This is a genomic window from Trinickia sp. (assembly GCF_051954495.1).
In the GTDB taxonomy this organism is placed as follows: Bacteria; Pseudomonadota; Gammaproteobacteria; order Burkholderiales; family Burkholderiaceae; genus Trinickia.
Map to the genome: position 1 here is coordinate 1 of NZ_JBQCHR010000178.1, position 19,659 is coordinate 19,659.

Here is a 19,659-nt window from a genome sequence, read left to right on the forward strand (position 1 = left end):
GTGTAGGCGAACGGTTTTTCGTTCGCGTAGCCGATGCGCACGACGCCCGTGCGCTGGATCCGCTGCAGCGTGGTTTCCGCGTGGGCCGCCGGTGCCTGGCCGATCAGTCCGACGATTGCGGCCAGCGCGCCGAGCACGCCGGTCAGAGTCAGTCTGTTGTGTTTCATGTCGATGCCTTCCGTTGGTTGACTTGAATCACCGCGGCCGTCCGTGTCCGGCTGCCATCGCGGTCTAATGGAAAACCCTTGTAGAACAATGCCCTGGCGTATCGCAACACCAGTCGAATGCAGCATACAAAGCCATTTTTTTCTTTTCGATTGCTCTAGGACAATTATTTTCCGGGCGCGATTCGAGCGACCATTGGCGCAAAGCGATTCAGAGGGCGAGCGTGACATGACTCAACGAACGAACAAGGCCTGGCGCGAGGCGGTCGACGCCGTGCACGGGGCCGAATCGAAGTACAAGCGCCTCGTCAAGGCGATCGCGGGCGACATCGAGGCAGCTGTCCTTGTGTCCGGGGCGCGCCTGCCGCCGCAGCGCGACGTGGCCACGGAACTCGGCATCAGCGTGCAAACGGTCACGAACGCGTACAAGGAGCTGGAGCGCCAGGGCCTCATTCGCTGCGAGGTGGGGCGCGGCAGCTTCGTCGCGGGACGCCTGACCGAACGCGTATCCAATTACATACTCGATACGACCGAACGGGAAGTGGTCGATTTCTCGATTGCGCGCATGGTTCATACCCCGGAACACGACGAGGCCTGGCGCAGGGTGTGCGCGACGCTCGCGACTGTCGAGGATCAGCCGTGGATACGCGCGTTTCGTCCGATCGCGGGGTTCGAACACCATAGGCAGGCCGGCGTCGCATGGCTGGACTCGCTCAATATGCCCGCGCATCCCGATTCGCTGCTGGTGACCAATGGGGCCGCGCACGGCATCTTCCTCGCATTGGCATCGCTGGTGGGGCCCGGCGATACGGTGCTATGCGAAAGCTTGACCGATCATGGCGTCATCGGTTCGGCGAACGTGCTCGGCTTCACGTTGAAGGGCCTCGAGATGGACGAGCATGGCCTGCGGCCCGAGCATTTCGAGGAGATGTGCGACAGCGAGCGCATTTCGGCGCTCGTCTGCACGCCCACGTTGAACAACCCCACGGTATCGATCATGACCGATGCCCGGCGCCGAGCCGTGGCGCGCATTGCCGAGCGCTACGGCGTTTACGTGATCGAAGACGATGTCTACGGCGCGTTGCCCGAGAAAACGCACACGCCCATTGCGAGCCTCATTCCGGAGTTGGCCTTCTACTGCACGAGCATGACCAAATCGGTGCTGACCGGGTTGCGCACGGGCTATCTGGCGATGCCCAGGCGCCTAGCGCTGCGCTGCGAAAGCGTCCTTCGCGTGAGTTCGTGGATGGCGACGACCGCGGTAGCCGAGGTGGCGACGCGCTGGATCGCCGACGGCACGGCGCGGCGTCTGGTCGAGCTGCAGCGGACGCGGCTTGCCGCCCGCCATGCGGTGCTCGCATCGAGGCTCGGCAAATACGTGCTGGGCAGTCATCCGAACGCGGTGTCCGCGTGGCTGCGCGTGCCCGATCACTGGCAGGCCGACCGCGTCGTGCGCGAATTGCGCAACCGGCAGATCGCGGTGACTTCGCCCGATCCGTTTCTCGTGCGCGGCGCCGAGCGGCCCAACGCCGTGCGCCTGTGTCTAGGCGCGGACGTCTCCGAGCCTGCTTACGAAGCCGCGCTCGACGTCATCGCCGAAGTTTTCGAACAATACCCGCACGTTCACGATTTCATCTAATTTGATGTCCTAGGACATTGAGCCGGCATTTTCCGCAACATTAGACTGGGCCGCATCGACAATGTTTTGCGGTAGCGGTCCATGTCCATTCTGTCTCTTGCGGATGTCTTTCGAGCGCGGCGTCGCCTAGCGGGGCGCGTGACGCACACGCCTCTCGTGGAATCGGCATCGCTGTCGCAGCAAGCCGGCGTGCCCGTCTACCTCAAGCTCGAAACCGTCCAACCCACCGGCAGCTTCAAGGTGCGCGGCGCGACGAACACGCTCGCGCAAATGGCCGCCGAGGGCGTGACGAAAGTCGTGACCGCCTCCACGGGCAATCATGGCCGCGCGCTGGCCTACGCGGCGCGCGCGCTCGGCATCGAAGCCGCGGTCTGCATGTCCTCGCTCGTGCCGAAGAACAAAGTCGACGCCGTTTCCGCGCTCGGCGCACGTGTCGTCATCGTCGGGCGCAGTCAAGACGACGCGCAGGTGGAAGCGCTGCGCTTGGCGAGCGATGAAGGCTATGCCTTCGTCCCGCCGTTCGACGACGTGCGCGTGATCGCCGGCCAAGCGACCATCGGCTTGGAAATCTTGGAGGCGTTGCCCGATGCGGCGACGCTCGTCGTGCCGCTGTCGGGCGGCGGGCTTTTCAGCGGCGTTGCGTTCGCGGCCAAGACGATTCGCCCGGACCTGTGCGCGATCGGCGTGACGATGGCGCGCGGCGCCGCGATGCATGAGAGCCTCGCGGCCGGTCGGCCCATCGCCGTGGAAGAGGTCGCGACGCTCGCCGATTCGCTCGGCGGCGGCATCGGGCTCGATAACCGCTACACATTCGCGATGACGCATGACTTGGTGGACGACATCGTCCTGCTCGATGAACCGTCGATCGCGCGCGGCATCGTGCACGCCTACCGAGCCGAGCGCCTCATCGTGGAAGGCGCGGCAGCTGTCGGCATCGCGGCGGTGCTCGATGGGCGCATCCCCGTCAAGAACGGCCCGATCGTCATCGTGGTGAGCGGCGCCAATATCGATATCGATGCGCATCGACGCATCGTCATGGAGAACGCAGATGCCTGACATTACGATCGTGGGCGAGGCGCAACTGCGCGCGCTCGTCCCGCTCGATCTCGCGGCCGTCGATCAAGTCGAACGCGCATTCCTATCTCTCGCGACCGAACCCGTGGTCATGCCGCCCGTGCTCAATCTCGCGCTGGCGGAGCGGCACGGCGAGGTCGACGTCAAGACCGCGTACTTGCCGCGCTTCGACAGCTTCGCCATCAAAATCAGCCCGGGCTTCTTCGACAATCCGGCGCTGGGATTGCCGAGCCTGAACGGTCTCATGCTCGTGTTGTCCGCGCGCACGGGACTGACCGAGGCCGTGCTGCTCGACAACGGCTATCTGACGGCGGTGCGCACCGCGGCGGCGGGCGCCGTCGCCGCGCGCCGGCTCGCGCGGCCCGATGCGCACCGCGTGGCCGTGATCGGCGCGGGCGAACAGGCCCGGCTGCAACTGCAGGCGCTGGCGCTCGTGCGCAAGATCGAACACGTGACGGTGTGGGCGCGCGATGCGGACCGCGCCGCGGTGTGCGCCGCCGACATCCGATCGCGGCTGGATCTGCCGTGCGTCGTGGCGGGCTCGGTCGACGACGCCTTCGACGAGGCCGACATCGCCATCACGACAACGCCGAGCCGCGAGCCGCTCGTCCATGCACATCACCTTCGTCGCGGCCTGCACATCACCGCCATGGGTTCCGACGCCGATTACAAGACGGAGCTTTCCCCATCGGTATTCGAAGCCGCGCGCTATGTATGCGATCGCCTCGCGCAAGTGCGCGTGATCGGCGAACTGCATCATGCGATCCGGGCCGGCGTGGTGTCGCCCGAAACGACGTTCCCCGAACTCGGCCAGATCATTGCCGGCGTTGCGCAGGGTAGAGCGAGCGCCGACGACATCACCGTGTGCGACTTGACCGGCACCGGCGCGCAAGACACCGCCATCGCCGTCCTTGCCCTCGAGCGCGCACGCGCGGTGGGTGCGGGCACGATTTTCCACAACGACATGACAGCCTGAGAGGTACAGATGTCTACAGAGATGGAGCATCAGGCGGGTGCAACCCGCTTCGAGCCACGCCTCGCGTTCGAACGCAGCGAGTATGCGGCGCGGATCGCCAAGACGCGCCGCGCGATGCAGCAAGCGGGAATCGACCTGTTGATCGTTTCCGATCCCACGAATATGGCCTGGTTGACGGGCTATGACGGCTGGTCGTTCTACGTGCATCAGTGCGTGCTGCTGCCGATGGACGGCGACCCCGTCTGGTTCGGCCGCGGGCAGGACGCGAACGGAGCCAAACGCACGGTGTTCATGGCGCACGATCGGATCGTCGGTTATCCCGATCACTATGTTCAGTCGCCGGTTCGGCATCCGATGGACTACCTGTCGAAGGAAGTCGTCGCAGCGTTCGGATGGGATGCATCGCGCATCGGCGTCGAACTCGACAACTACTACTTCAGCGCGGCCGCGTTTCGCTCGTTGCAGCAGCACTTGCCGCGCGCGACGTGGATCGATGCGACGAGCCTCGTCAATTGGCAGCGCGCCGTGAAATCGCCGCGCGAGATCGAATACATGCGCATCGCCGCCAGGATCGTCGAGAAGATGCATGCGCGCATCGTCGACGTGGTCGAACCGGGGATGAGAAAAAGCGATCTCGTGGCCGAAATCTACTCGGCGGGGATCACCGGCGTGGACGGATACGGCGGCGATTATCCGGCCATCGTGCCGCTGCTGCCCACGGGCTCCGATGCCGCCGCGCCGCATTTGACCTGGGACGATACGCCCTTCACGGCCAATGCCGGAACGTTCTTCGAAATTGCCGGTTGCTTCAAGCGCTATCACTGCCCGCAATCGCGCACGGTGTATTTGGGCAAGCCCCCGAAGCATTTCGTCGATGGGGAGCGAGCGGTGGTCGAAGGCATCGAAGCGGGGCTCGCGGCCGCGAAACCCGGCAACCGCTGCGAGGACATCGCCAATGCGTTCTTCGCGGTGCTGCGCAAGTCGGGCATCGAGAAGGATAGCCGCTGCGGCTACCCGATCGGCGCGAGCTATCCGCCCGACTGGGGCGAGCGCACGATGAGCCTGCGTCCGGGGGACCAGACGGTCCTCGAACCCGGCATGACGTTTCACTTCATGCCGGGCCTGTGGCTCGACGATTGGGGCCTCGAAATCACGGAAAGCATTTTGATCACGGAAACGGGCGTCGAGACATTCTGCAACACGCCGCGCAAGCTGTTCGTCAAGGAGTGACGCGATGCGTGCTTCCCCCATCACGCCGACCGTCGATTTCGACGCGGACGGCGAGCAGCACGGCTTCCTGAAGCTGCCGTATTCGCGCGACGATTCCGCGTGGGGCGCGATCATGATCCCGATCACGGTCGTCAAGCGCGGCGACGGGCCTACCGTGCTGCTCACCGGCGGCAATCATGGCGATGAGTACGAGGGCCCCGTCGCGCTGTCCAAGCTCGCCGGCAGCCTGAAGGCGAGCGACGTGAGCGGGCGCGTGATCGTCGTGCCGTTCATGAATTACCCGGCGTTTCGGGCGGGCACGCGCACGTCGCCGATCGATGCGGGCAACTTGAACCGTAGCTTTCCAGGCAAGCCCGACGGCACGGTGACCGAGAAAATCGCCGATTACTTCCATCGGCATCTGTTGCCGCTGGCGGACTACGTGCTCGACATCCATGCCGGAGGCCGCACGCTCGATTTCGTGCCTTTCGCCGCGATTCATGTGTTGCCCGATGCCGGGCAGCAGGCGAGGTGCGAACGCGCGATGCTCGCGTTCGGCGCGCCGTATTCGATGCGGATGCTCGAACTCGACAGCGTGGGGCTGTTCGATAGCGCGGTGGAGGAAGCGGGCAAGGTGTTCGTCAGCACCGAACTCGGCGGCGGCGGCACGTCCACCGCGAAAAGCGTGGCGATCGCCGAACGCGGGGTGCGCGGTTTTCTGCGCCACGCGGGCGTGTTGAACGGCGACGGTGACGTCGAGATTGAAGCTGAAGCCACGCCGCGTGCGACGACGCTGCTCGACATGCCCGACGGCTCGTGCTTTACGACGAGCGAACACGAAGGGCTGCTTGAAATGTGCCGCGACCTGGGCGAAACGGTGGTGCGAGGCGATCTGCTCGCACGGGTTTATGACACCGTCCGCCTGGGTACGCCCGGCGTCGAGTACCGCGCGAAACGTGACGGCATCGTCGCCGCGCGGCATTTCCCGGGGCTCGTCAAGGCGGGCGACACGATCGCCGTCGTGGCGGACGTCGTCGAACGCGGGATCGGCGTGGCGCGCTGAATCGAGGCCGACGTGATCAAGCTCGACCGATACGACGTGGCGATCCTGCGCATCCTGGCTCGCGACGGCAGGATCACGAAGTCGAAGCTGGCCGAGGAGGTGAACCTCTCGATCTCGCCGGCGTGGGAGCGCGTGCGCAAGCTCGAAGAGAGCGGTGTGATCCGCGGCTATCGCGCCGACATCGATTGGGTGGGCGCCTTCAGCGGCAGCCGGATCATCGTCGAAGTGACGCTCGCGCGCCACACCGCCCACGACATGCGTCGCTTCGAAGCGCGCGTGCTGGCTTCGCCGGAAGTCGTCCAATGCCATGCGACGGGCGGCGGCGTCGACTACGTGATGCATGTGGTGGCGCGCGATATCGACCGCTACCAGCGTTTCATCGACGCATTGCTATCGGAAGACCTCGGTATCGAGCGGTACTTCACTTATGTCGTGACGAAGGTTGTCAAGGATGCGCCGAGCCACGCGCTCGATTCAGCGGACCTGCTGCCGAGCGGCGATTAGAAATTCGCGTAGGCGCACCCGCACACAGAAAAAACGTGTGGGCGGCGCTCGCAAAACGGAAATTTTCGAAGAGGCGGCCGGGACAGAATGAATGCATCCCAATCTTGTCGAGGAAGGAGTGACTGTCATGATGCTTGGCCATCCCGTACTGTTCAAATCGCTGTGCTACGTCGACGGTCACTGGACGCATAGCGACAGCGCATCGACCATTGCCGTTCAGAATCCGGCCGATCAAACCGTGATCGGCCATGTGCCGATGCTCGAACGCACGCAGATCGTCGCCGCGATCGATGCGGCCGATCGCACGTTCGCTAAGTGGCGCTGGACGCCGCAAGCGCAGCGCAGCGCGACGGTGTTGCGCTGGCACGCGCTGATCGAGCGGCACACCGACGACCTTGCTGCGCTGCTGTCGCTGGAGCAAGGCAAACCGCTGGCCGAGGCGCGCGGTGAAGTGCGCTACGCGGCGAGCTTCGTCGATTGGTTCGCGAGCGAGGCCAAACGCCTGGCGGGCCGCACGATTCCGACGCATATCGACGGCGCGCATCTCGGCACGGTGATGGAGCCGGTGGGCGTCGCGGCGCTCATCACACCGTGGAATTTCCCCGTGGCGATGATCACGCGTAAAGCGGCCGCCGCATTGGCGGCGGGGTGCACCGTGGTCGTCAAGCCGGCGCACGAGACGCCGTTCACGGCGCTTGCGCTGGCTCAACTCGCCGAAGAAGCCGGTTTCCCGCCCGGCGTGTTCAACGTCGTGCTGGGCGACCCACAAATGGCGATGGAGACGCTCGTCTCCGATACGCGAGTGCGTGCGGTCAGCTTCACCGGGTCGACGCGCGTGGGCAAGCTCGTCGCACAGACTGCAGCACAGGCCGGCATCAAGAAGCTCGCGCTCGAACTCGGCGGCAACGCGCCGTTCATCGTGACCGAGGACGCGGACCTCGAAGCATCGGTTCGAATCGCGGTGGCCGCGAAGTTCCAGACCTCTGGGCAAGACTGCTGCGCGGCAAACCGTATCCTCGTTGCGCGGCCGCTCTACGAACGATTTGTTTCAGCCTACGCCGAAGCGGTGCGTGGGCTGAAGGTGGGCGGTGCATTCGAGCCGGATGTCGACGTAGGCCCGCTCATGCATCAGAACGCATTCGACAGCACCCTCGCACGGATCGACGACGCGCGTGCGAAGGGCGCACGCATCGTGGCCGGCGGCGGCGCTCACGAGCGCGGCGGCTGGTTCGTCGAGCCCACCGTCGTGGCCGATGCACGGCCTGGCATGCGCATCTACGACGAGGAAAACTTCGCGCCGATCTCCGCCGTGTCGCCGTTCGACACGCTCGACGAAGCGATCGCACGCGCGAACGACACCGAGTACGGCCTCGCCGCCTACGTGTGCGCGACGCGCATCGACACGATCTTCCAACTCGTGCGCCGGCTCGACTTCGCGATGGTATCGGTCAACGGCGTCAAGTTTACGGGCGCCCCGATCCCATTCGGCGGCATGAAGGCGTCGGGCCTGGGCCGCGAGGGCGGCTTCGAAGGCTTCGAGCCGTTCGTCGAAACCAAATACTTTTGCCTCGGCAATCTCGGCCTGCCTGTCACGGCCGCTGCCTAACGCGTTTGACGCATTTCATTTTCGAGGGGACATCATGACGCAATCGTTCGAGCAACTCTTTCAGCAAGACCGCGCCCACTTCATGCATCCGTCGACGCATGCCCACGACCATGCGTCGGGCGCGTTGGCGGGCAAGATCATTCGCGGCGCGAAAGGCATCCGCATCGAGGATCATCAAGGCAAGCAGTACATCGATGCCTTCGCGGGGCTTTATTGCGTCAACATCGGCTACGGCCGCACGGAAGTGGCCGATGCAATGTACGAGCAGGCGAAGCAGCTCGCGTATTACCACACGTATGTCGGGCATTCGAGCGACGCGATCATCGAGCTGTCGAAGAAGATCATCGACTGGTCGCCGGTAGGCATGAAGAAGGTCTACTACGGCATGTCGGGCTCCGACGCCAACGAGACGCAGATCAAGATCGTCTGGTATTACAACAACGTGCTCGGCCGGCCGAACAAGAAGAAGATCATTTCGCGCGACCGCGGGTATCACGGCTCGGGCATCGTGACGGGCAGCCTCACGGGTCTGCCGAGCTTCCATCAGCATTTCGACTTGCCGATCGAGCGCGTGAAGCATACGGTATGTCCGCACTGGTACCGCAAGGCGCCTGTCGGCATGAGCGAAGCCCAATTCGTGGCTTACTGCGTCGACGAACTCGAGAAGCTGATCGCCCGCGAAGGCGCGGATACCATCGGCGCCTTCATCGCCGAGCCGGTGATGGGCACGGGCGGCATCATCGTCCCGCCCAAGGGGTATTGGGCGGCCATTCAGCAGGTGCTGCGCAAGCACGACATCTTGCTGATCGCCGATGAGGTGGTGTGCGGTTTCGGGCGGCTCGGCTCGAAGATGGGCTCGCAGCACTTCGATATCGAGCCCGACCTCATCACGGTGGCGAAGGGATTGACGAGCGCGTATGCGCCGCTTTCGGGCGTGATCGTCGGCGAGAAAGTGTGGAGCGTGATCGAACGCGGCTCGCAGGAGCATGGGCCGATGGGGCACGGGTGGACGTATTCTGGACACCCGATCTGCGCGGCCGCGGCGCTCGCGAATCTGCGCATTCTCGAGAACGAGAACATCACCGGCAATGCGGCGGAAGTGGGCGGGTACATGCTCGATCGGCTGCATGCGACCTTCGATGCGCACCCGCTCGTGGGCGAAGTGCGCGGCGCGGGGATGCTGGCGGCGCTGGAGTTCATGGCGGATCGCGATGCGCGCAAGCCGTTCGATGCGGCGCTGAAGGTGGGGCCGCGCGTTTCGGCGGCGGCGCTGCAACGCGGCGTGATCGCGCGCGCGATGCCGCATGGCGACATCTTGGGCTTTGCGCCTCCGCTCGTCACGACGCGCGCGGAAGTGGACGAGATCGTTGGCATCGTGAAGGATGCGGTGGACGAGGTGGCCGATCAGGTGTCGGCACGTTGATTCAAGCTAAAGCACGTTCAACATCGCGACCGCGGTTTCCTGCAACCGCGGCAGCACCCGCTTGAGCGCGGCGTGTGCGCTTTCATTGCCGATCGGCATGTTCGTGCTTAGCGCCGCGACCACTTCGCCGTGCCGATTCCTGAGCGGCACGGCAATCCCGCGCACGCCTACTTGGAGCTGCTGTTCGATCAACGCATATCCATCGACGCGTGCCTGCTCGATCTTTTCTCGCAGGCCTGATTTGGCCGTCAACGTGTGGGGCGTATAAGGCGGCAGCTCGACGCTGTCGAGCCATGCGGCGACGGCATCCGGATCGTCGTAATACGCGAGCAAGACAACGCCCGGAGAAATCAACGGCGCGGGCACGCGGGCTCCAAGTACGAAGCCGGTCGTCATGACGCGCGAGACGCCGTTGCGAGCGATGACGACGAGCTCCCAATCGTCGAGCACGCTGACATAGGCCGATTCGTTGATCGAAGCGCTCAGTTGCTGCAAGTATGGTTGGACCGTTCGCGGCAGGCGTGCCGAATCGAAGTACGACCAGCCTACGCGCAGCACGCGCGGCGTGAGGCCGAACAATCGGCCGTCTGTATAGACATAGCCGAGCGATTCGAGCGTGAGCAGATAGCGGCGCGCGGCCGTACGCGACAACCCGGTGCGCGCAGCCGCTTGCGTGGGCGTCATGCGCGCGTGCTCGTTGTCGAATGCCTCGAGAATGGCCAGGCCCTTTTCGAGCCCGGCGATCCAATCGCGCCTGTCTAGCGCCGCTTTCTTCTTGTCAGCCACGACGGCGCTCGCCGATGAAGCCGGACACTATCGGGTCATTCCGGCTTGATGCGTGCGCCGACGACGAGCGAGAGCAGGCAGCCGAGCGCCAGGTAGCCGGCGACGAGATGCCAGGAGCCGCCCGCGAACGAGGTGAGCGCCACGGCGATGAACGGCGTGAACCCGCCGCCCACCACGCTTGCGAATTGATACCCGACGCCCGCGCCGCTATAGCGATATTCCGCGCCGAATAGTTCAGTGAAGAGCGGCTGCTGGACGCTGACGACCATGTCGTGGGCGATATTGGCGAGCAACACCGAGAACAATACGATCCACACGGTGGCGCGGGCCTCCAACGCGAGGAAGAACGGCACCGCGCTCAACAAGCCGATCGTCGCGCCGATGACGTAGATGCGCTTGAGCCCGAAGCGATCGGCGAGCCAGGCGAAGCAGGGGATCGTCACGCAGCTGATCGCGCCGACGAGCAGGCCGATGTTGAGGAAGAGATCGCGCGACATGCCGAGGTTGGCAGTGGAATAGCTCAGCGCGAACGCCGTGACGATATACATCGAGAACAACTCGGCCAGCCGCAGCGCGACGATGTAGGCGAACGCCTTGGGGTGGCGCGTGAGCGCCTCGATGACGGGCAGCTTCAGTTTGCGGTGTTGATGCTCGACCGTTTCGACGAATTCTTTCGATTCATCCATGCTCGCGCGCACCCAGAGGCCGATCCCCACGAGCACGATGCTGAACACGAACGGCAAGCGCCAACCCCACGAACGGAAAGCGGCGTCGCCCAGCCCGTGGCTCAGCAAGGAGACCAAACCCGTGGCGAGCACGAGCCCGACGCCGTAGCCGACTTGCACGCCGCTGCTGTAGAACGCTTTCTTGCCGCGCGGCGCCGATTCGACGGCCATCAGCGCCGCGCCGCCCCATTCGCCGCCCACGGCAAAACCTTGAATCGCCCGCAGCGTGACGAGCAGGACGGGGGCCCACCAGCCGATCGTGGCGAACGTCGGCAACAAGCCGATGGCGACCGTGGATAGACCCATCAACATCACGGTGAGGACGAGCATGCGCTTGCGGCCGAGCCTATCGCCGTAGTGGCCGAACACGATGCCGCCCAGCGGGCGAAAGAGAAAGCCGACGCCGAACGTTGCGAACGCGGCGAGCGTGCCCATCGTCGGGCTGACCTTCGGGAAGAAGGCGGCATTAAAGACGAGCGCGGCCACGATGCCATAGAGCAGAAAGTCGTACCAATCGACCACCGCGCCGACGAAGCTGCCGACGGCCGCTCGCTGCGCTTGGCCTTTGGCGGGCTGAAGGTTTGCGGTGTGTATGGAATTCGGGGTGTCGAGGTTGGGCGTCATCCGGGCGTCTCCTGCTGATGCTGTAGTGTCTGCACGTCCCGCGTATCCGCACGCGGTGCATTGCAATGGTCTTGGTATCGAGTCATTGCAGGATAGGGCCGAGGGGGTGCCGCCGCAATGCAGCTAGCGCGAAAAATGCGCGATTATCGCGCAAGCGCGTGCGATGATCGCACGGATTTCGGGTTTGCCCCGACATGGTTCCACAGTGCGGAGGCCTCGTTCGAAGTGCTCCAAAGTGAACGATTTGGTTAAAATCGACGCAACCTCGCCCGGAGAGACCCGCATGTGCCCTGTCGCTTCACAGTCTGACGATTTGCCGGATTCGCAACAATCGCCACAATCGGTTGATTCACCTCATTTGCCCGACCCGCGCAATCCGCTCGGTCTGGCCGGGCTCGAATTCGTCGAGTTCGCCACGCAGGCGCCGGCGGAACTGGGCCATCGGTTCGAGCAGCTCGGCTTCAAGGCGATCGCCCGGCACGTGAGCAAGGCGGTGACGTTGTATCGACAGGGGGCGATGAATTTTCTGATCAACGCCGAACCCGATTCGTTCGCCGCGCGCTATGCGCAGGAATACGGCATGGGCGTGTGCGCGCTGGGTATGCGGGTAGAGAACGCTTCGCGCGCGTTCAAGCGCGCCATTGGGCTGGGGGCTTGGCCGTTCGAAGGGGAACGTACCGGCGAATCCGAATTGAAGATTCCCGCTATCCAAGGGATCGGCGATTCGCATATCTACTTCGTCGACCGATGGCGCGGGCGGGGCGGCTTGCGCGGCGGGGTGGGCGATATTTCGATCTTCGACATCGACTTCAGGCCCATCGACGTCGCCAACGCGCACGACGATCTCTCGCATGCGGGGACGGGGCTGCAGCGCGTGGATCATATGACGCAAACGGTCGGCGCCGGACGAATGCAAGAATGGCTCGAGTTTTATCAGGACCTGCTGCACTTTAGCGACATTCACGAGGTCGACCCGGATGGACACGTGTCGCCCGATTCGCGCGTCATGGTCTCGCCTTGCGGGGAAGTGCGCATTCCTCTGTACGAGGAAGGCACGACGCGCACCGAGCGGATGCACGCGTATCTGCCCGATCATCCGGGGGAGGGCGTGCAGCATATTGCATTAGCCACCGACGATATCTTTGCGTGCGTCGATGCGCTCGTCGCTAATGGCGTGGAGTTCGTCGAGCCGCCGCGTGCTTACTACGATTCGATCGATGCCCGGTTGCCGGGGCATGGCGTCGATATCGAAGCGCTGCGCGCGCGCCGGATTTTGATCGATGGGGAAATTGGGACTGACGGCGTGCCGAGGCTGTTTTTTCAAACCTTTGCTAAACGCATGCCCGGGGAGATTTTCTTCGAAGTGGTTCAGCGCAACGGACACCAAGGGTTCGGTGAGGGGAATCTCGATGCGCTGGCGAGTGCGAGAGCGGCGGGGCGAGCGGCGCCTTAGGACGGTTTGTTTGGCGGCGTGTGTGCCTGCCGATCGATCTGCAAAGGCGGTGGAAGCCGCCTCCGCTTAGCGCTACTTCTGGACGAACCGCAGGATCGCATCGACGATCATCTCGCGATGCTTCACACGCAAGCGCGGATGCGACGGATCGCGGCCGAACGCCGTGCCGAACGTCGACCGGTTGGCGACGCGGTGAAAGCAAAAAGAACTGATCAATAAATGCAGATCGATCGGATCGATGTCGTCCCTGAATTCACCCGATGCCACGCCGCGTGAGAGCAAATCCTCGATCGTGACGATCGCGCTTGCATTGCGGCTGCGGAATGTTTTCAGTTGCTCGAGATACTTCGCGCCGTGAATGTTCTCGATCGAGACGAGACGCACGAATTCGCGATGACGGTCGTGATAATCGAACGTGAATTCAACGAGCCTGCGCATGCCTTCCGCAGGCTCGAGTTCGCTGACGTGAAGGTCTTGTTCTAGCGCACGGATGTCGCCGTATACCTTGTCTAAAACCGCTTCGTACAAGCCTTCCTTGCTGCCGAAGTAGTAGTAGAGCATGCGCTTGGTCGTGTTCGTCCGCTCCGCAATGGAATCGACGCGCGCGCCGGCCAGCCCCATAGCGGAGAACTCGGCCGTCGCGACTTCGAGAATGTTGCGCTTGGTCTCTTCCGGATCGTACTTGCGCCGAGCGTCGGTTGCGGCGCGACTGCCCGCCGAGGCCGCCGGTCTACCCATGGTGGCTTGCTTTGTGTGATTAGGTGGATCGGGGAGTTTAGCATGGGGGTGGGACAACCCTTGAGGGAAGGGTACGGTCGCGCCAGTCTCTTGTCATCTGTAAGTGACCGCCTGCGCCCCAAACATGTCTGGTCAATCATTTTCGCGTTGCGAAGAATCTGTCTCGGGGCTGCATTTCGTACCAAATTTGATACGATGGCGGTCTTCCTTTCAAATCGCCGACGAAAGATCTCGATCCGGTCAAGCGCCGATTGAGCCAACTGAAGGTCGGCTAACCCATCATGGCGAACAAGCGCATCGGAAGCAGCTTTGACGACCTCCTCACCGAAGAGGCGGTGCTGGAAGAAGCGACGGCTACCGCCATGAAGCGGGTGATCGCTTGGCAAATCGAGCAGGAAATGAAGGCGCAGAAGTTGACCAAAACGGCGATGGCGGAACGTATGCGCACCAGTCGGGCAGCGCTCAATCGCCTGCTCGACGCTGAAGATACGAGCCTGACGCTAACCACGCTCGCGAGCGCCGCGGCAGCGCTTGGCAGGCAGATTCGCTTCGAGCTGATCGGGTAAGGAGTCGGGGCAGACGGCGCCCCGACGCACGGCAGGCGCTGGCGAAGATCGGCGGACGGTGACACTGTTTTCAGTAGTTTTAAAAAAATTACTGAAAAGGGGCGTCGCGTTTTCCAACGGTGCAGTGCACGCCGCGTGATCGGGCGGAATTCGGCCATGAACGGACGTTCAGACCCTACTTAAAAAATCCTTGATGGAGGGTCTCGTCCGTGCATCGCCACAGGCGCTAGCGAGCTTGACGAGACTGGTTTATAGATCTATTATTTGATCTATTAATTGGATATTTGAGCGCACCATGGAAACAATACTTGCCGAGCAAACCGTCGGGATCTCGGAGCTGAAGGCAAATCCGAACCTCGTCATCGAGCATGCAGAGGAAGGCGTTGTGGCGGTCCTCAATCGCAACAAACCTGTCGCATACATTCTTACTGCTGATCAATATTCGGCACTTATGGACCGAGTCGAAGACTATGAGTTGGCCGAGCTCGCACGCGAGCGCATGAACCAACCGACCGTGAGGGTGACGCTTGATGACCTTCGCGCTTGATTTCGTTGAAGAGGCGCTGAAGGAATGGAAGAAGCTTGACGGCGGTACGAAGGCGCAATTCCTGAAAAAATTGGAGGAACGTCTGGAAACACCGCGCGTTGCGTCTGCGGCGCTTCGTGGAATGCGTGACTGTTACAAGATCAAGCTGCGATCTAAAGGGTACCGCCTGGTCTATCAGGTGAAAGATGACGTTGTGGTCGTCTTGGTTCTAGCGGTAGGGCGACGAGACGAAATTTATTCCGGAGTCCACAAGCGCTTGCCGGATGCGTGATGGCGGTAACCGGCCAGTTCGCGACATTCGATGCCGACGTCAGATTCATCAACAATCGGTCTAAGGAGTCGACTACTGAGATGGGGGCTCTATCGATATTTTCCGCGACGCCCCTGATCATTTCCGTTGGATTTCCTCAAGCAAGCTCGCCAAAGCGTTAACCTTGGGCTGCTGAGTATTTTTGCGCCAGATCAGCAGAGTGCGGACATTACGGTAGGCGCCTTTCAGGCTGTGCACCGAGAGCTTGGCTCGCTCGGTATAGGTATCGAGGACCGCGGCAGGAATCAGAGCGACTCCCATACCCGCGATGCAGCAGCCTAGGATGGCATGATAAGACCCGACCTCCACGATTCGCTGAGGAGCTACATTGTCACGCGCGCACCATGCTTCCAATCGCTGACGGTGTGGACAGTCTGGTTCGAAAGCCAGTAGCGTACCCGTGCGCAAATCGCGAGCTGACCGGATCGGCGGATGCTCCTTGGGGCCGATAATCACCAGTTCTTCAACATAGGCGAGCGCGGTCTCCAGTCGCACATCGGAAACCGGCTCGGCGACCAGCGCTGCGTCCAGCTCACCTGTGAGAACACGCGCGGTCAAGGGCCGAGGCGCACCAGTTCGGAGTTCCACCGACAGATTGGGATAGCGCTCGTGCATCAGGCCGAGTAATGATGGAAGGCGGATGGCGGCAGTGCTTTCCATCGCACCCAGATTAAGTACGCCACGCGGGATTTCATCGTGCATCGCTCCACGTGCCTCTTCGGCAAGCGCCAGCAAGCGGGTAGCGTAGTCGAGCAGAACCTTCCCCTGCGGCGATAGTTGAAAACGCTTGCCCTCGCGTATAAACAGCGATACATCCAGATCGCCTTCGAGTTGCTGAATGCGCGTACTGATATTCGACGGCACTCTGTGCAGCAAGGCCGCCGCACGAGTGATGCCGCCCGCGAGAGCGACAGCTTGAAATACGCGCAGGTCAGTTAGATCCATTTTCTTGAAACGAGAAAATTACGTTCATGTTTATTCATTTTACATGAATGCCAGCCCTCACTAGACTTCACGATGCCAAGTGCAATTTCGCACGCGTGGCCTTGTGAAGGAATTGAAAATGATCGTGACTGTATTCAGGTCCAGGCTGAACCCTGACGCTCAAGATGAGTACAAGCAGTGGGCTTCCCGAATGAGTACTCTGGCCGCCGGCATACCGGGGTACATCTCACACAAGGGCTTCGTTGCCGAGGATGGCGAACGGGTAACGATCGTTGAGTTCGAGTCTGAGGAGGGAATGCGCGCCTGGGCAACGCATCCGGAACACGTCGCCGCAAAGAAGAAGGGGCGGAGCGTCTTTTTTTCAGAATTCAGAGTGCAGGTCTGCAACGTCGTGCGTGACACAGCCGATCATTGGTCTCGCACTGTAGTAGCGAGGCCGATATTGTGATGTGGAGTCACGTTCTTCGCTGCTCTGAATGTCCCTTGCCGGCACGGTCGAGCGGCCGAAACGGGTGGTGCGTCGCCGATCGGTGACGCGGACGATCAGTCAACCCGGTACCAGCGACCAGATTCCGGGCACACAGCAGCCGGTGCGCCGTTCACCAAGACCTGCTGTTCATCCCGTTGCAGCGAGGCCGAAGTGTCGATATCGAATGCCACCTCGAGCGCGCGCGCGACCTGGGCGTCTTCAATTGGAAGCTCCCACGTCAGGAATATCTGGATGCAATCCTGGTCTGGCCCGAAGTCGGCCATACTAAAACCGCTGCTGTGTCGTTGAATGACGCCATGAGGGTGGCCAGTATCGAATATCACGGCTGTGCCCCGAGTCAAAGGAATGCGAACGCCTGTAGAGGGAAAATGCAAGTCCAGCCCCTTGTCCTCGCTCAGGAAGAGATTGCAAAAGGCCGCACCGCCATATTGGGCGCCGTCATGGTGATACCTCGCGCCGCGACAGGCCATCAGGGCCACGTCACTGGAGGCAAGTACGTTGGACAGTCCAAGCGCGTCCGTCCAGTCGGACATTGCATGCACGCAGCGCTTGTAGTCGGGCCAGCGCGATTGCGTTCGTGCCAAAGGCATCACCTCGACGTCCCCGGGTTCCAGGACGAGCCGCGACGACGTCTCCCTATTCCAATCCGCAAGTACGCGTGCGGACGGCACAGGCACGTCGACCGTGCCTGATAAAACGATGTCGCTCACGCGTCGATTGCGGATGGCATCGCCGCTCCAAAACCAGGACGTCAGAATGTCTCGCACTCGGTACTTCCGAAGGGTGACTCAACGGGTAATTGTAACGATCCAACGGGGATCATTTCGGCGCAAATCCGGCGACGACACGTCGTCCCTCCGAGACCGCCAGGCGAAGCCTCGTACGACGGCCCCGCCTTCGGAAGCAGACATCTGGCTTCCACCAGGCCGACCGGCCGCATGGGGTCGGCCCTGTCGCTTGAGTGTCGTCCTGCCGCGGCATCCGTCGCTATGCCTACCCCACACGCCGTCGCTCCAAAGCGCGAGGCGCTCGACATGCGAATCACGTCCGACGAGCGCAATCTGATCGACCGCGCCGCCGCTGCTCGTGGCCAGACGCGCACCGACTTCATTCTCGCGGCAGCGCGCGCCGCAGCTGAGGAAACACTTGTCGAGACGGCGCTCGTTCGTGCGACACCCGAGGTCCTCGCCGAGTTCATGGCCCGCCTCGACGCCGCGCCTGCGCCGAACGAGCGCCTCAAACGCACCATGCGCACACCCGTGCCCTGGGACGCTCCCAGCGGAGCGGCATGACGCTGCGCGCGCCAGAACCCCTCCATAGCCACCATGTGCTCAAAGCCTTCGACTCGGGCGAACCGAGCCTCGATGAATGGCTGATGCGCCGCGCGCTCAAAAAACAGGCGAGCGGCGCCACGCGTACCTTCGTCGTCTGCGACGATGCGGGCGTGGTCGCCTACTACGCGCTCGCCTTGGGCGCTGTCGATGTCGACGCGGCGCCAGGCCGTTTCCGCCGCAACATGCCTGATCCTATACCGGTGGTTGTGCTCGCACGGTTGGCAGTCGATCGCGCTTGGCAGGGCAAAAGGCGTGGCTCGGGCACTGATGCGCGATGCCGGCGCGCGCGTCGCGCAGGCAGCAGATGTAATCGGGATTCGCGGCGTCATCGCGCACGCGCTCAACCAAGACGCGCACCGCTTCTATCTCGCGCTAGGCTTCGAGGTCTCGCCGCTTGCACCGATGACGGTCATGATGACGCTTGCGGACCTGAAGGCCGCGCTCTGATCCAGCGCGACGAGGCTGTTGCTGCAGTTGATTGGTGCGCGGCCAATATCCTCCAGACCCGAGACCACGGGATGCGCACGAGTACGAGCGCTTTGACGTAGCCGCTGCCGCAATGCGTGAGCATCTTCAACAGGAACTCGGAAACTGCTTCGCTATCGCCTACGAGCGTTTGGGAGTTCATGAGAGACGCGCCGATGATCGGTAGCTTGGGAGAGCATGCGAACCGGAAGCTCGCCTCTTCACGAATGACCGCTTCAGAGAAGTAGGTGCTGGCGAAGATCGGCGGGCGGCGCCGCTGTTTTCAGTAGTTTAAAAAAAATTACTGAAAAATGCAAGATTTCAGTAGAATTTTGAAAACTACTGAAACGTGAGATGGCTATGCCGGCTCTATTCCATTCCCACCTCTATGAGCTGCACGACCAAGCGTACTGCTCCCAGTTCGCCAACATCGAGCAGGCTGCCGCGGCGCAAGGCGAGGTGCTGATCGGCGCCCCCGGCTCAATCATCGAGCACAAACGGGCAGGCGCCGTCTACTACGCGCGTCAATATATGGGGCCGGATGGTAGTAAATCGGAGGAGAATCTTGGCGGCCCTGGCGGAGACGAGGCTGTCGAGGCTCGCGTCGAACAGGTTCGAGAGAGGATCGAGTCGGCCAAGAGCCTAATCAAGCGCATTCGAGCGTTGGCGAAGCTTGGTTTTCAAATAGCAGACAACAAGACTTTCGCGACGATGGGTGTCCTTTCCAACCACGGGCTGTTCCAAGCCGGCGCAGTGTTGATCGGGTCTCACGCCTACGCGGTGTTACTCAACAGCCTCGGCATCAAAGCCGTGTCATACGAAACCGAGGACATCGACATCGCACGGGGCCACTCCCTCGCCCTGAGCGATGTTCCGAAGGGCGGGCTCCTTGAGATATTGAAGGAGACGGGCATCAACTTTGTCGAAGTTCCGCAGATGAAGAGAGGTATGCCGTCGACATCGTTCAAGCAAGCGGGCGCGACTCGCTTTCACGTCGATTTGCTCGTTCCGTCCAGCG

At 62.4% G+C, this 19,659-nt stretch carries 21 protein-coding genes and 1 pseudogene; 16 read left to right on the plus strand and 6 right to left on the minus strand.

Translation table 11 applies throughout. The features are described from left to right. A pseudogene (locus tag ACTHNR_RS24995) lies at positions 1–167 on the minus strand (ectoine/hydroxyectoine ABC transporter substrate-binding protein EhuB); the annotation flags it as partial. Positions 168–393: 226 nt separating this feature from the next. On the opposite strand from ACTHNR_RS24995, the gene ACTHNR_RS25000 reads away from it, so the two are divergent. From ACTHNR_RS25000 to ACTHNR_RS25035, 8 genes are all read left to right on the plus strand, one after another. Then, positions 394–1,803: a MocR-like ectoine utilization transcription factor EhuR gene (locus ACTHNR_RS25000; protein WP_440551206.1), complete on the plus strand. Its 1,410-nt coding sequence runs from the start codon at positions 394–396 to the stop codon at positions 1,801–1,803. A gap of 81 nt (positions 1,804–1,884) precedes the next feature. Continuing rightward, positions 1,885–2,859, plus strand: coding sequence for a hydroxyectoine utilization dehydratase EutB (eutB, locus tag ACTHNR_RS25005; protein ID WP_440551208.1), 975 nt, complete (start codon positions 1,885–1,887; stop codon positions 2,857–2,859). Next, complete coding sequence (locus ACTHNR_RS25010; RefSeq protein ID WP_440551210.1) at positions 2,852–3,853, plus strand: cyclodeaminase; 1,002 nt, start codon at positions 2,852–2,854, stop codon at positions 3,851–3,853. The genes eutB and ACTHNR_RS25010 overlap by 8 nt, the downstream gene beginning before the upstream one ends. 9 nt (positions 3,854–3,862) lie before the next feature. Next, complete coding sequence (gene doeA / locus ACTHNR_RS25015) at positions 3,863–5,083, plus strand: ectoine hydrolase DoeA (RefSeq protein ID WP_440551212.1); 1,221 nt, start codon at positions 3,863–3,865, stop codon at positions 5,081–5,083. 4 nt (positions 5,084–5,087) lie between these two features. Further along, entirely contained in the window at positions 5,088–6,125 is a 1,038-nt protein-coding gene (gene doeB, locus ACTHNR_RS25020; protein ID WP_440551215.1) for a N(2)-acetyl-L-2,4-diaminobutanoate deacetylase DoeB, read from the plus strand. 12 nt (positions 6,126–6,137) lie between these two features. Beyond that, positions 6,138–6,629, plus strand: coding sequence for an Lrp/AsnC family transcriptional regulator (locus tag ACTHNR_RS25025; protein WP_440551217.1), 492 nt, complete (start codon positions 6,138–6,140; stop codon positions 6,627–6,629). Positions 6,630–6,756: 127 nt separating this feature from the next. Then, positions 6,757–8,235, plus strand: a complete 1,479-nt coding sequence (locus ACTHNR_RS25030; RefSeq protein WP_440551219.1) for an NAD-dependent succinate-semialdehyde dehydrogenase — start codon at positions 6,757–6,759, stop codon at positions 8,233–8,235. A 34-nt stretch (positions 8,236–8,269) separates the two neighbouring features. Then, a complete protein-coding gene (locus ACTHNR_RS25035; RefSeq protein ID WP_440551222.1) occupies positions 8,270–9,658 on the plus strand; it encodes an aspartate aminotransferase family protein in 1,389 nt (462 codons plus the stop codon). A 6-nt stretch (positions 9,659–9,664) separates the two neighbouring features. Here the strand turns inward: ACTHNR_RS25035 and ACTHNR_RS25040 are convergent, their stop codons facing one another. Both ACTHNR_RS25040 and shiA read right to left on the minus strand, forming a co-directional pair. Continuing rightward, complete coding sequence (locus ACTHNR_RS25040; protein ID WP_440551224.1) at positions 9,665–10,444, minus strand: IclR family transcriptional regulator domain-containing protein; 780 nt, start codon at positions 10,442–10,444, stop codon at positions 9,665–9,667. Between the two features lie 35 nt (positions 10,445–10,479). Next, positions 10,480–11,793, minus strand: a complete 1,314-nt coding sequence (gene shiA, locus ACTHNR_RS25045) for a shikimate transporter (RefSeq protein ID WP_440551226.1) — start codon at positions 11,791–11,793, stop codon at positions 10,480–10,482. A 283-nt stretch (positions 11,794–12,076) separates the two neighbouring features. On the opposite strand from shiA, the gene ACTHNR_RS25050 reads away from it, so the two are divergent. Next, positions 12,077–13,246, plus strand: coding sequence for a 4-hydroxyphenylpyruvate dioxygenase family protein (locus tag ACTHNR_RS25050; protein ID WP_440551248.1), 1,170 nt, complete (start codon positions 12,077–12,079; stop codon positions 13,244–13,246). Positions 13,247–13,318: 72 nt separating this feature from the next. Here the strand turns inward: ACTHNR_RS25050 and ACTHNR_RS25055 are convergent, their stop codons facing one another. After that, a complete protein-coding gene (locus ACTHNR_RS25055; RefSeq protein WP_440551229.1) occupies positions 13,319–13,984 on the minus strand; it encodes a TetR/AcrR family transcriptional regulator in 666 nt (221 codons plus the stop codon). A gap of 281 nt (positions 13,985–14,265) precedes the next feature. On the opposite strand from ACTHNR_RS25055, the gene ACTHNR_RS25060 reads away from it, so the two are divergent. The 3 genes from ACTHNR_RS25060 (at position 14,266) to ACTHNR_RS25070 (ending at position 15,368) form a co-directional block, all read left to right on the plus strand. After that, positions 14,266–14,550, plus strand: a complete 285-nt coding sequence (locus tag ACTHNR_RS25060; protein WP_440551232.1) for a Fis family transcriptional regulator — start codon at positions 14,266–14,268, stop codon at positions 14,548–14,550. Between the two features lie 295 nt (positions 14,551–14,845). Next, positions 14,846–15,097 (plus strand): type II toxin-antitoxin system Phd/YefM family antitoxin, encoded by a 252-nt coding sequence (locus ACTHNR_RS25065; RefSeq protein WP_440551233.1) that lies wholly within the window; start codon positions 14,846–14,848, stop codon positions 15,095–15,097. Beyond that, the gene (locus tag ACTHNR_RS25070; protein ID WP_440551236.1) at positions 15,081–15,368 is read left to right on the plus strand and encodes a type II toxin-antitoxin system RelE family toxin; all 288 of its coding nucleotides are present in this window, start codon (positions 15,081–15,083) and stop codon (positions 15,366–15,368) included. Before ACTHNR_RS25065 ends, ACTHNR_RS25070 begins: the two co-directional genes overlap by 17 nt. A 117-nt stretch (positions 15,369–15,485) precedes the next feature. On the opposite strand, the gene ACTHNR_RS25075 is transcribed toward ACTHNR_RS25070, so the two are convergent. Next, on the minus strand, positions 15,486–16,352 hold the full coding sequence (locus ACTHNR_RS25075; protein ID WP_440551238.1) for a LysR substrate-binding domain-containing protein: 867 nt from the start codon (positions 16,350–16,352) through the stop codon (positions 15,486–15,488). Between the two features lie 118 nt (positions 16,353–16,470). Here ACTHNR_RS25075 and ACTHNR_RS25080 point away from each other — a divergent pair, with 118 nt between their 5' ends. Continuing rightward, a complete protein-coding gene (locus tag ACTHNR_RS25080; protein WP_440551239.1) occupies positions 16,471–16,800 on the plus strand; it encodes an antibiotic biosynthesis monooxygenase family protein in 330 nt (109 codons plus the stop codon). A 95-nt stretch (positions 16,801–16,895) separates the two neighbouring features. On the opposite strand, the gene ACTHNR_RS25085 is transcribed toward ACTHNR_RS25080, so the two are convergent. Beyond that, on the minus strand, positions 16,896–17,600 hold the full coding sequence (locus ACTHNR_RS25085) for a hypothetical protein (RefSeq protein WP_440551250.1): 705 nt from the start codon (positions 17,598–17,600) through the stop codon (positions 16,896–16,898). 276 nt (positions 17,601–17,876) lie between these two features. Between ACTHNR_RS25085 and ACTHNR_RS25090 the strand changes: the two genes are divergently transcribed. The 3 genes from ACTHNR_RS25090 to ACTHNR_RS25100 all read left to right on the plus strand — a co-directional run. Further along, a complete protein-coding gene (locus ACTHNR_RS25090) occupies positions 17,877–18,134 on the plus strand; it encodes a DUF1778 domain-containing protein (protein ID WP_440551241.1) in 258 nt (85 codons plus the stop codon). Between the two features lie 294 nt (positions 18,135–18,428). Beyond that, positions 18,429–18,623 (plus strand): hypothetical protein, encoded by a 195-nt coding sequence (locus tag ACTHNR_RS25095; RefSeq protein WP_440551244.1) that lies wholly within the window; start codon positions 18,429–18,431, stop codon positions 18,621–18,623. A gap of 378 nt (positions 18,624–19,001) precedes the next feature. Next, positions 19,002–19,659 (plus strand): GSU2403 family nucleotidyltransferase fold protein (locus ACTHNR_RS25100; protein ID WP_440551245.1); only part of this gene is annotated, 658 nt, incomplete at its 3' end.

Bases quoted from the DNA above. Each gene is read 5' to 3' on its own strand.
- doeA (WP_440551212.1), top strand. From the start codon at position 3,863: ATGTCTACAGAGATGGAGCATCAGGCGGGTGCAACCCGCTTCGAGCCA.
- ACTHNR_RS25070 (WP_440551236.1), top strand. From the start codon at position 15,081: ATGACCTTCGCGCTTGATTTCGTTGAAGAGGCGCTGAAGGAATGGAAG.
- ACTHNR_RS25060 (WP_440551232.1), top strand. From the start codon at position 14,266: ATGGCGAACAAGCGCATCGGAAGCAGCTTTGACGACCTCCTCACCGAA.
- ACTHNR_RS25035 (WP_440551222.1), top strand. From the start codon at position 8,270: ATGACGCAATCGTTCGAGCAACTCTTTCAGCAAGACCGCGCCCACTTC.
- ACTHNR_RS25080 (WP_440551239.1), top strand. From the start codon at position 16,471: ATGATCGTGACTGTATTCAGGTCCAGGCTGAACCCTGACGCTCAAGAT.
- ACTHNR_RS25090 (WP_440551241.1), top strand. From the start codon at position 17,877: ATGCGAATCACGTCCGACGAGCGCAATCTGATCGACCGCGCCGCCGCT.
- ACTHNR_RS25010 (WP_440551210.1), top strand. From the start codon at position 2,852: ATGCCTGACATTACGATCGTGGGCGAGGCGCAACTGCGCGCGCTCGTC.
- ACTHNR_RS25050 (WP_440551248.1), top strand. From the start codon at position 12,077: ATGTGCCCTGTCGCTTCACAGTCTGACGATTTGCCGGATTCGCAACAA.
- shiA (WP_440551226.1), bottom strand. From the start codon at position 11,793: ATGACGCCCAACCTCGACACCCCGAATTCCATACACACCGCAAACCTT.
- ACTHNR_RS25055 (WP_440551229.1), bottom strand. From the start codon at position 13,984: ATGGGTAGACCGGCGGCCTCGGCGGGCAGTCGCGCCGCAACCGACGCT.
- ACTHNR_RS25075 (WP_440551238.1), bottom strand. From the start codon at position 16,352: ATGGATCTAACTGACCTGCGCGTATTTCAAGCTGTCGCTCTCGCGGGC.
- ACTHNR_RS25065 (WP_440551233.1), top strand. From the start codon at position 14,846: ATGGAAACAATACTTGCCGAGCAAACCGTCGGGATCTCGGAGCTGAAG.
- ACTHNR_RS25000 (WP_440551206.1), top strand. From the start codon at position 394: ATGACTCAACGAACGAACAAGGCCTGGCGCGAGGCGGTCGACGCCGTG.
- eutB (WP_440551208.1), top strand. From the start codon at position 1,885: ATGTCCATTCTGTCTCTTGCGGATGTCTTTCGAGCGCGGCGTCGCCTA.
- doeB (WP_440551215.1), top strand. From the start codon at position 5,088: ATGCGTGCTTCCCCCATCACGCCGACCGTCGATTTCGACGCGGACGGC.
- ACTHNR_RS25030 (WP_440551219.1), top strand. From the start codon at position 6,757: ATGATGCTTGGCCATCCCGTACTGTTCAAATCGCTGTGCTACGTCGAC.